The 10,876-nt window shown below is 38.2% G+C and carries 11 protein-coding genes; 1 reads left to right on the forward strand and 10 read right to left on the reverse strand.

Features of this window, described 5'->3' with window-relative positions; all coding sequences use genetic code 11:
- On the forward strand, positions 1–222 hold a 222-nt coding region (locus tag GX687_06510), incomplete at its 5' end, for a metal ABC transporter permease (protein ID HHX97089.1).
- Positions 223–224: 2 nt separating this feature from the next.
- On the opposite strand, the gene GX687_06515 is transcribed toward GX687_06510, so the two are convergent.
- From GX687_06515 to GX687_06560, 10 genes are all read right to left on the reverse strand, one after another.
- Positions 225–938 carry a hypothetical protein gene (locus GX687_06515; GenBank protein HHX97090.1) on the reverse strand — a complete coding sequence of 238 codons (714 nt, stop codon included), beginning with the start codon at positions 936–938 and terminating at the stop codon, positions 225–227.
- Positions 939–956: 18 nt separating this feature from the next.
- Positions 957–2,069, reverse strand: coding sequence for a hypothetical protein (locus tag GX687_06520; GenBank protein HHX97091.1), 1,113 nt, complete (start codon positions 2,067–2,069; stop codon positions 957–959).
- Positions 2,070–2,092: 23 nt separating this feature from the next.
- Complete coding sequence (locus GX687_06525; GenBank protein HHX97092.1) at positions 2,093–3,058, reverse strand: hypothetical protein; 966 nt, start codon at positions 3,056–3,058, stop codon at positions 2,093–2,095.
- A 22-nt stretch (positions 3,059–3,080) separates the two neighbouring features.
- Positions 3,081–3,914 carry a hypothetical protein gene (locus tag GX687_06530; GenBank protein ID HHX97093.1) on the reverse strand — a complete coding sequence of 278 codons (834 nt, stop codon included), beginning with the start codon at positions 3,912–3,914 and terminating at the stop codon, positions 3,081–3,083.
- A 99-nt stretch (positions 3,915–4,013) separates the two neighbouring features.
- Entirely contained in the window at positions 4,014–5,684 is a 1,671-nt protein-coding gene (gene ilvD, locus GX687_06535; protein HHX97094.1) for a dihydroxy-acid dehydratase, read from the reverse strand.
- Positions 5,684–6,730, reverse strand: coding sequence for a branched-chain amino acid aminotransferase (locus GX687_06540; GenBank protein HHX97095.1), 1,047 nt, complete (start codon positions 6,728–6,730; stop codon positions 5,684–5,686). Before GX687_06540 ends, ilvD begins: the two co-directional genes overlap by 1 nt.
- 63 nt (positions 6,731–6,793) lie before the next feature.
- Positions 6,794–8,656, reverse strand: a complete 1,863-nt coding sequence (locus tag GX687_06545) for a ferrous iron transporter B (GenBank protein HHX97096.1) — start codon at positions 8,654–8,656, stop codon at positions 6,794–6,796.
- Positions 8,657–8,666: 10 nt separating this feature from the next.
- A complete protein-coding gene (locus GX687_06550; GenBank protein HHX97097.1) occupies positions 8,667–8,906 on the reverse strand; it encodes a ferrous iron transport protein A in 240 nt (79 codons plus the stop codon).
- 69 nt (positions 8,907–8,975) lie between these two features.
- Positions 8,976–10,559, reverse strand: a complete 1,584-nt coding sequence (locus GX687_06555) for an AMP-binding protein (protein ID HHX97098.1) — start codon at positions 10,557–10,559, stop codon at positions 8,976–8,978.
- Positions 10,560–10,628: 69 nt separating this feature from the next.
- A partial coding sequence (locus GX687_06560) for a heavy metal translocating P-type ATPase (protein ID HHX97099.1) occupies positions 10,629–10,876 on the reverse strand: 248 nt, incomplete at its 5' end.

Here is a 10,876-nt window from a genome sequence, read left to right on the forward strand (position 1 = left end):
ATGGTCATTCCCGTAGCAACCGCCCTACTTTTAGACTTAGGGTTTAAAAAAACCCTAACCAGTGCCGTAATTAGTGGTGTAATTTCCGTTTTACTAGGATTAACTATTTCCTTTTATGGTGATTTAGCCCCCGGAGGTAGTATTATTCTAACTTCACTGGCTCTATTTTTATTAGTCCTTATGGGCAAAAAAATAAGGGTGTGCTTCAAGCAACACCCATAATCTTATTCCCGACCTCGTTCCAGGGTCTCTAATAAAGTCTTTTGTTTTTTAGTACGCTCCACAGCAACTTCTTTTAATTTTTCCGCCAATTTAAGTGGTACTACCGCCTCACGTGCAGAAGTAAACAATTCCTCTATTTCGGAATTATAATCCATACCTTTTAAGTCTAAATTCTTTTCCCGTAATTTTTCTTCAAAGCTATCAAGAATTTGCTCCCAAGCAATTTGCTCTTCAGGCTGATAATCAGCTGGATTAATATTATGTGCAATATCAGCCATTAATTGCTCCATAATCTCCCATTTGGCTTTACTGTCGGTAACCAGATTTTTATTCTGGCTTCTTAAATCATATTGAAAAGCTATCTTTTGTGCTTCTCGTTTCATTTCTTTAGCCTGACGGCGAGTTCCATAAACTGCAGCTAATGTAACCGCCTTTTGTAGTAAATCCATAGAAAAATTACCTGCCCTAAAATGACACAAACATTTGGCCAAAGCTACTTCCTCTTGAGCCATCAACCGCCGGCATTCATCTTTACGAGCCATATATTTACCGTCAATTTTTTGCAAAGCGGCGGCAAACAACTTTAAATTAGTTTTTAAATTCGCACAAGGTTGAAAATGTTCTTTAGGGAATTCAACAGCTTCATTAAGTACATCATCTAAACTAAAAATTAATTTCCCCAAAGCCTTAATACACCCCTTAATTTCATTTTTCATCAATCAGTTCCCCCCTTTCTAGAAATTTCGCTCATCTAACCCAGGTGTCTTAATTTGTTTATTTTTCCTTGCCTTTTCTTGTTGAAGTTTTATTTCTGCCATTTTCTGTTGCGGAGAAACCTTGCTGTCTTCCTTCACAGTTTTCGCCGGCTGAGATGTTTTATCACTCTTAGTTTGTTCATCATGAATAGCCGCCCTATATTCCAAATTTATTTGGGGATGCTTTTTTAAGACCGCTTCCAAAACACGCTCAAAACTTCTTTTTTGTTCAACTTCAGCTTTTACGCTTTCATTTACTTCATCCCAAGTGGCCATGATTTCGGGTTCAAAAACTAAAGAACCTTCCAGTTTTTGATTTAAATAAACACCTTTCCTCATCAGTCTTTCCACAAATAAATCTAATTTCTTTTGCCAATTACTTGCACTTTCGGTATATTCTCTTCTTTCCCCTAAAGGATTTACATCCCGAGCCAAATCTTCCAATAAAGTATGGTTCATTTTGCCCTTCACTTTATGTTTCAAAAACAAACCAACACCTTTTTCCTGTACTTCAGCAGCGGCCTTTTGTAATGCCGCGATTTCTTCATCACTACGTTTGACTTTAATAGCCAAAGCTACACTTTCTTGCAGTGAATCAGCTAAAAAGTTATCATCCCGCAGACTAAACTTTGTTTTTTCAATATAAATTTCAGCGGCAATCAATTGTTCCAATTCGGCCTTTAATTCCGGATCAATATCCTCCAGGGGTTTCTGCAAATACATTTCCTCATAAGGAATTTTATTTTTTTGACAATAATTTAAGATTTTCTTTTCTAATTCCTCTGATCTAAGCCCAACTTTTTGACAAAAATCATTTCGTGCAGCTTCTGTGGACAAAAGTTCTTCCCCATTAACATAAAAGGCCTTTAAAACACGCGGCCGATATTTGGCCCTTATGTTTTCCAGAGCTTCATGATATAAATTTAAGTTAGCCCGATAATCTTCTAGAGGCTCTAAATCAAAAGAATCAAATTTCAAAGGCACGATTTCCGGTTCTGTAGCCACCTTTAACGAAAAACTTTTACCTTCTACTTGTTCTTTAGGAGCCTTCCCTCTGAATCTACGCAGTGAATCTGTTAAAAACTTTCTCATTTTTCTCCTCCTTTTTATCTACACTATCTATCCCTAGGCTCTTCCCGAAAACAATTATCAAGTACTTTGAAAAATGACTTCTGTCCCATGATTCTTAAAACTGATTGACTTTTAAATTTCGCATCCGGGTAACGTCTAGCCAAATCCTGCCTAATCTGTTCCATGCTCAAGGTAGATTTGATTGGTTTAAATCCTCGGCGTACATTCGCTTCTTCACTTACTTTTTCCCAAGTCTGGAGAAAAACTTTTTCATGTTTGGGACTAACCTCTAAACGCCGATCAAGATAAATATTTTTTTGGGCTAATTCCCTTTTTAACAAATCTAATTTTTTAGTCCAATTAATTTGATCTCGCAGCTGCTTATTTTTTTTATCAGTCAAACCTACATTAGATTTAATATCAAACATCACTCCATAAGTTAGCGTACTTTTAGCCCTATTTCTGCATAATATTTTAATTACTTGACCTTTATTCACCTCGTCATAATGTGTCTGTGCTGCCGCCAAATGTTGATTTAAATCAAAATCACCATTTACCCCCAATTTTTCTTCTAGTCTTATCGCCTCTTTTAATTCAGAAATAGTGCAGTTATCATCTCTAAGTAAAGCATAAATTTGAGCTAAACGGGCTTGTGCTTCGATCCTTTCTTTAACCACTTGCTCAATAATGGTCAAATCCTCACGATTTAAATTATGTCTTTGACAATAGCTTTCTTGCTTAATTTTTCGTCTAACCAAATCCTCGCGACTTGTAGGCACAAAATCTACTAAATGATAAGCATAAGCCGCCTTAATTTCCTTTAAAGCTTCTTCATATAAAGCCATATTTTTTGTAAAGTCTGCAGTCTTCTGAAAATAATCAGCCGGAAAAACCACTTTAATATTATTCAGTTCTTGATTAATCCAAAATCTGATCCCGGCTTCACGATTTGATTTACTTAAAAGATTCCTACCCCATTTCTTGACCAAATTATTCATCCGGTATTTCACCTTTCTTCCCTCCCGAATTATTTTAACTACGGACAATTTCCTCTTTAGTGACTTTTTCGGGAACATCGATACTCCGTTTTTCAGTTTCCATATTTCTTTGATACAATGATAAACTTTTTCTTTCTTCATTCATTTTTTCCTTTATTCCAATCCAAATCTCCCATAATTCTTTTCCCGAACCTTGATCTTGAAAAGAAAGACCCCGCTCAGTTAACTTCTTTTCAAATTCTGTAATAAATTTTTCCCAATCTCCTTTAACTACTCTTTCCCGACCATAGGGATTTATTTCTAGTGTAATTTCTTTACTTACATTTTCCAAAATCGAACGCCGCACACCTGCCTCTGCTCTAGACCACTTAGACTGTTTGTTAGCTAACATCTGTTTAAATTCTGAAGCCCTGCCGGGTTCACCATAAATTTTTTCAAAAGTGATGGCTCTTTCCAATAAATAATCCGGACAACAATTATCCCTGATTAAAAGCATTCCTTTAGCCAAAGTAATTCTATGTGTTATTTCAATCTTTGCCTTTTCCCAAATTTCTAATCTTTCTCCTCTAAATTTCTTTAATTTTTCCTGGGATACCTGATTTCTTTGACAATAGTCCTTTATTTTCCCGGAATCATAAAAATCCTCTTGACTTAAGGGTTCACCGAATTCTACATTAAAGACATATTCAAAACTAAACGGTTCATACTGTTCTTTAATTCTCCTTATTTCCTCCTTGAACAAAAGAAGATTTTCCCTTAAATCCGCCGTTGGTCGATAATACTCCTCAGAACACCTAGTTTTTCCCGCAGCACTTTTTACCTCACCACTACCCAACTTTTTCCGCAACCCACTAAAGAAACTTGGCATCTTGTTAATCTTCCTTTCATAAGTAAAATATTCCCGTTAGTCAATATTATTGCATATTTTCAGAAAAAGTGCAAGAAAAAAGGGCAGAAAAGATAAAACCTAAATATTTTTTAAAACTGCCCCTCTACTAGCTGAAGTTACTAACGCAGCATAACGAGCCAAATAAGATTTATCACTAATTTTAGGTTGACGTGGAGACCATTTTTTCATTCGCTCAGCAATTTCCACATCACTAACTAATAAATTTAATTTTCGTTTAGGCATATCAATTTCAATTAAATCCCCTTCTTCAATAATTGCAATCGGACCTTGTGCAGCTGCCTCAGGTGAAATATGTCCAATAGCCGCACCCCGTGTACCTCCGGAAAAACGTCCATCAGTAAGTAGAGCTACCTCACTATCTAACCCCATACCTACCAAAGCAGAAGTGGGACTAAGCATTTCCTGCATACCAGGTCCACCGCGGGGCCCCTCATAGCGAATTACCACAACATCTCCCTGTTTAATTTTCCCAGCCATAATAGCTTGAAAAGCCTCTTCCTCAGATTCAAAAACGCGTGCTGGTCCTTTATGGACTAACATTTCCGGAACTACGGCAGACTGTTTCACCACTGCCCCTTCTGGAGCCAAATTACCCCATAAAACCGCTAAACCGCCTTCCGACAAATAAGGGGTATCCAATGAACGAATTACTTCAGAATTAAGCACTTCACTTTCCGCAACATTTTCCCCCAAAGTTTTACCAGTAACCGTCAGTGTATTTTCATTGACAAGTCTACCCTCAGCCAATATTTTTAAAACCGCACTGATACCACCAGCCTCCTCCAAATCTAACAAATAATGTTTCCCGGCTGGACTTAGCTTAGTGATATTCGGTACACGAATACTAATTTCATTAAAAATTTCTAAAGGCAGCTCTACTTCCGCTTCCCAAGCCAGTGCCAGTAAATGTAAAACCGTATTTGTTGAACCTCCAATAGCCATATCCAGGCTAATGGCGTTTTCAAAGGCCTCTCGTGTTAAAATATCCCGCGGCAGCAAATTATTTTTCACCAAAGTCACGATTTGGGCACCTACCTGTTTACCCAAAGCCAACCTACGGCCATATGGTGCTGGAATAGTACCATTTCCGGGTAAAGCCATACCTAAAGCTTCTGCAAGGCAATTCATAGTATTAGCGGTAAAAAGACCAGCACAACTACCACAAGTAGGACACGCCCTTTGCACCATTTCCGCCAAAACATTTTTTGTGATTTTGCCTTGTGCACAGGCACCCACCGCTTCAAAAGTTCCACTTATCAAATCAATATTTTTACCTTGATAACTTCCAGGCAGCATTGGTCCCCCACCTAAATAAAGTGAAGGAATATTTAAGCGAGCTGCCGCCATTAACATACCTGGTACAACCTTATCACAATTACCAATCAAAACCAGTCCATCAAACTTATAGGCCTCAGCCATTACTTCAATGGAATCACAAATTAATTCCCGACTAGTCAAAGAATATTTCATACCACTGTGATTCATGGCAATACCGTCACAAAGACCAATTACCGGAAATTCCAAAGGTGTACCTCCAGCAGCAGCCACACCCAATTTAACGGCTTGTACCAATTTATCTAAATGAAAATGACCTGGAACCACCTCATTATGAGAATTAACTATCCCAATCAAAGGTTTTTCCAATTCTTCTTCAGTATAGCCCATAGCATAAAATAGAGAACGGTGTGGTGCCCTAGTCATTCCGACAGTTACTTGCTCACTTCTCATTATAAATCCCCCTTGCCTAATTCATAAGTCCAACCAAAATTATCTTTAATTTGACCATACTGTAAAGCAGATAATTTTTCATAAAACTCGCTCGTTATTTCACCCACCTCATTATTAATCAAATAATCCTTATTCTGATAATGCAAATGTCCCACAGGTGAAATTACGGCAGCTGTGCCAGAACCAAACATTTCCGTTAATCTTCCACTTGTAATTCCACTCAGTACCTCTCGAATTGAAATCCGTCTTTCTTCTACCTCATAACCCATTTCCCGTGCCAAATGAATCACAGAATCCCTAGTAATGCCGGGCAAAATGGAACCGGTAAGTCGGGGGGTAACTATTTTTTCGCCAAAAACAAAGAAAACATTCATGGCCCCAACTTCTTCAACATATTGATGTTCTTTGGCATCTAACCATAAAACTTGTGAAAAACCCTTGCGAGCCGCCTGCATACTTCCCCTTAAACTAGCCGCATAATTACCACCAGTTTTCACATCACCCAAACCGCCAACCGCGGCCCTAACCAGACTATCCTCTACATAAATATTAACAGGATTAAAACCAGCTTTAAAATAAGGCCCTACTGGTGAAAGCAATATATAAAACAAATATTCTTTTGCTGGACTAACCCCCAAAAAAGGCTCAGTGGCAATCATAGTAGGACGAATATATAAAGAAGTACCGGGAAGATCAGGAATCCAATCACGATCCAAATACACCAATTCTTGCAATGCTGTTAAAAACAAATTTTCCGGCAATTCCGGCATACACAATTTACGTGCCGAACGATTTAAACGCCGTGCATTTTGTTCAGGTCGAAACAATAAAATTCGCCCATCCTCTGTTTTATAGGCTTTTAATCCTTCAAATATTTCTTGTGCATAATGAAAAACACTAGCAGCAGGATCCAAATTAAGTGTCCCATATTTAACTATTTGCCCCTCCTGCCAACCCTGTCCTTCTGAATACTGCATCTTAAATAAATGCTCAGTAAAAACCCGCCCGAACTCAAGTTTCCTTGCCTCCCCATAAGGTGGCTGCATGATTCCTTCCCCCAATCCTTACTCATATATTCCTTTAAGTTTAACATATTAATCATAAATATTCTACACCCCTAAAAATCGCACACTTTGAGCAATAAAAAAACAAAGGATTAAGCCCACCACAGTAGGAATCAAAAAAGCGGCCATTGTCCAAAGCCAGCTTTGAGTTTCTTTACGAATGGTAAGAAGTGTCGTACCACAAGGAAAATGATTGAGTACCATTATAAACATACAAATTGCTGTTAACCAGGTCCAACCATTTTCCAAAAGTAATTCCCGCAAAGCCGCAAGACTATTAAGTTCTAACAAACTACCTGTAGCCAAATAACTCATAGTTAATAAAGGAATGACAATCTCATTGGCCGGTAAACCCAATATAAAGGCAAGCAAAATATAACCATCTAATCCCAATAAGCAAGCAAAAGGGTCCAGGAAAGCAGCACAATGTGCCAAAACACTTTTGTCAGCAAGAGTAAAATTAGCTAATAGCCAAATTAAAGCTCCCGCCGGGGCGGCAACCACCATAGCACGAGCTAAAACAAATAGTGTCCGCTCAAAAATAGATCGTACAATCACCCGACCTACCTGTGGCCGCCGATAAGGAGGTAATTCTAAAATAAAGCCAGTAGGTAATCCCCGTAAAATTGTTCGCGATAATAGCCAAGAAATAATTAAAGTAATTCCCAAACTACTCACTAATGCTAAAGTAATTATAAAGGCAGCTCCCCAACTATCCCACGGTTGAGGCCAATTCCCTACCAAAAAAATAACCGCCAAAGCAATTAAGGTTGGAAAACGTCCATTACAAGGGACAAAATTATTAGTGAGAATTGCGATTAAACGTTCCCGCGGTGAATCTATAATTCGGCAGGAAATTACCCCGGCAGCATTACAGCCAAACCCCATACACATTGTTAAAGCCTGTTTGCCATGTGCTGAAGCCTTTTTAAAAAAAGCATCCAAATTAAAAGCAATTCGGGGTAAATAACCTAAATCCTCCAGTAAAGTAAAGAGGGGGAAAAAAATAGCCATTGGCGGCAGCATTACCGCTACTACCCAAGCCAAAGTACGATAAACTCCCAAAATTAAAATCTCCGCTAACCAAATCGGCATATTTAAACTTAACGAAATTAACCATAAATATTTTTCCACAGTACTTAACAAATACATTAAAACACTTGAAGGGTAATTAGCCCCTTGAATAGTAATCCAAAAAATAAGTCCCAATAACACAAGCATTAAAGGAATCCCCAATTTTTTGGAAGTTAAAAGACGATCAATTTGGCGGTCTCTTTCTTGATAATCTTTTTTTTCGAAAGTGAGAACAGTTTGGCTTATTTTTTCAGCATTTTTCACCAAAGCGACAGCTGAATTTCTTCCCTCAAATAAAGGTCCTGTGACCTTAACAGGTTTATTAATGGCTACTTCATGCACAGCTTTAACCAATTTATCCAAACCTACCCCAGCCCGGGCATTTGTACCTACAACCGGCACACCCAATAGGTGTGCTAATTTTTTTATTTCAATTTTAATTCCTTTCTTTCGGGCTTCATCCATAAAATTTAAACAAACTACTACTTGTGAAGTTATACTTAAAATTTGCAAGAGCAAAATTAAATTTCTTTCCAAAGAGGTAGCATCTACCATAACAATTACCACATCAGGTTTTTGAAAACAAAGCATTTCACGAGCAACTTCCTCTTCAGCTGAATTAGTCCGTAGAGAATAAATACCCGGTAAATCAACCAATAAAAACTTTTGCCCGTCCAAAGTGTAAAAACCGTGTTTATAAACCACGGTTTTACCCGGCCAATTGCCTGTATGCTGTTTTAAGCCGGTCAATTCATTAAAAACTGTACTTTTACCTGTATTTGGATTTCCAGCCAAGGCTATTTTTACTATTCCCGCTGTTTTACAGATCACCACCTAATTCCTCCTATGAAAACTGTTCCACCCAAATTTGTCCGGCTACTTCATGCCGCAGAGCAATTATCGTACCACGTGCTTGATAAGCACAGGGATCACCCCAAGGACTACAATATAATGCTTCAACAACAGTATCATTAATAAAACCTAAATCCAGCATTCTTGAACGTAATTGACCAGATAAAGCTAAATTTTTTATGCGTGCTCGTGAACCAAGTGATAATTGATGTAAAGGAATATAATTTTTCATTTTTACCCCCTTAATGGTCAAAAAGATCCTTTTAATTAATATATGAGCAAAAAAAAGCGGTGTGCTAAATTAGAGCACACCACTTGCTAATTTCCAGGAACGATAATCATTTCGCCCATATTTTTTCCTTAATTTCGTTTTTTCTATTTTACCTGTAGGATTGCGCGGTATTTGATCGAAAAAAACCATTCGCGGTCTTTTATAGCGGGGCAGAGCTTGACAAAAATCCAAAACCTCTTCCTCCGTAAGCCTACTTTCAGCCTTTACCTCTACAATGGCAGCAGGTATTTCCCCTAATCTTTGATCAGGCAAACCAATCAAAGCCACATCACGAATTTTTTCATGTCTGCGTAAAAAATCCTCTATTTCCACAGGATAAATGTTTTCTCCCCCCATGATTATCACATCTTTTTTGCGATCCACCAAATAAATAAATCCCTCTTGATCTTTGCGGGCTATATCACCGGTAAATAACCAACCATTTTTTAATACTTGGGCAGTAGCCTGTGAATTTTTATAATAGCCTTTCATGACTCCCGGACCTTTAATTATTAATTCCCCTTCCTTACCTAAAGGTACAGGCTGACCTGTAGAGTCAACAATTTTTGCCTGCCAATTAAAACCAGGTTTACCTATCGCCCCAACCTTATGAATATTTTCTATTCCCAAATGAATACAGCCAGGTCCAGTAGCCTCACTTAAACCATAATTTGTATCATACTTCTGCCAAGGAAAAAATCTACGCCAACGCTGAATTAAACTAGGTGGAACAGGTTGAGCACCAATATGCATTAGACGCCACCCTTTAAGTTGATAATCCCGCAAATGAAGCCTCTTACTTTCCAAAGCATCCAGAATATCCTGTGCCCAGGGAACCAAAAGCCAAACTATACTTACCTTTTCTTGGAAGACGGTCTCCAGAATCCATTCTGGTTTCACACCACGCAAAAGCACAGCCCTCCCCCCTACCAAAAGACTGCCCAACCAATGTATTTTCGCCCCAGTATGATATAAAGGGGGGATACAAAGGAAATTATCACGGCGAGTTTGTTGGTGATGATTTTTTTCGGTAAAAGCCGCTGCTGTTAAATTGGCCTGTGTTAAAACAATTGGTTTAGGTTTACCTGTAGTACCTGAAGTAAAATAAAGAGCAGCCTCATCTTGAGCCTTAATTTCAATTTGCGGCTCGTCAAATGAGGCCTGTTTAATCATTGACCAAAAACTATAAACACCCACAGGTGGTTGTTCGTCCAAAACTACGAAAAGCTTGACGAAATCAAGTTCACGTTTAATTAGTGCTATTTTTTCCATAAATTCCGGACCATAAAGCAGTGCCCGAGCCTTTACTGTTTGTAAACACGTTTTTATCTCTTTGGCGGTAAAGCGAAAATTTAGGGGTACTGCCAAAGCCCCAGTTTTTAAAATTCCCAAATAGGCCGGCAGCCATTCCAAACAATTGGTCATTAATAAAGCTACCCGATCACCTTTTTTAATACCTTTTGTCAATAAAGCATTAGCCCATTGGTTAGCTATTTGTTCAAATTCCCGCCAAGTTAACTCCCGCCGTCTATTTTTAGCTGGCTCGCGTTCAATAAGACTAATTTCCTGTGGATAAACTTTAGCATTATAAGTTAACAATGTGGTAATTAACATGTCAAATCCCTTCCTTCCTACCATCCTCCTCTGCTCATTTTACCACATTTTTTTTAAAAATTAAATACCTCAATAGTGCCAATTTCTCAATCGCAGTGCATTTAACACTACCGTCAAAGAACTAAGGGCCATAGCGGCACCTGCAAAAACGGGATTTAATAATCCCGACGCAGCAATCGGTATACCCAGGGAATTATAAAATAGAGCCCAAAAAAGATTCTGTTTAATATTACGCATGGTAGCCTTACTTAATTTAATACTAGCTGGCACACCTTGTAAATCATCACCCAAAAGGGTAATATCAGCGGCTTCCATAG

Source organism: Clostridia bacterium (genome assembly GCA_012841935.1).
GTDB lineage: Bacteria > Bacillota > Peptococcia > DRI-13 > DTU073 > DUTS01.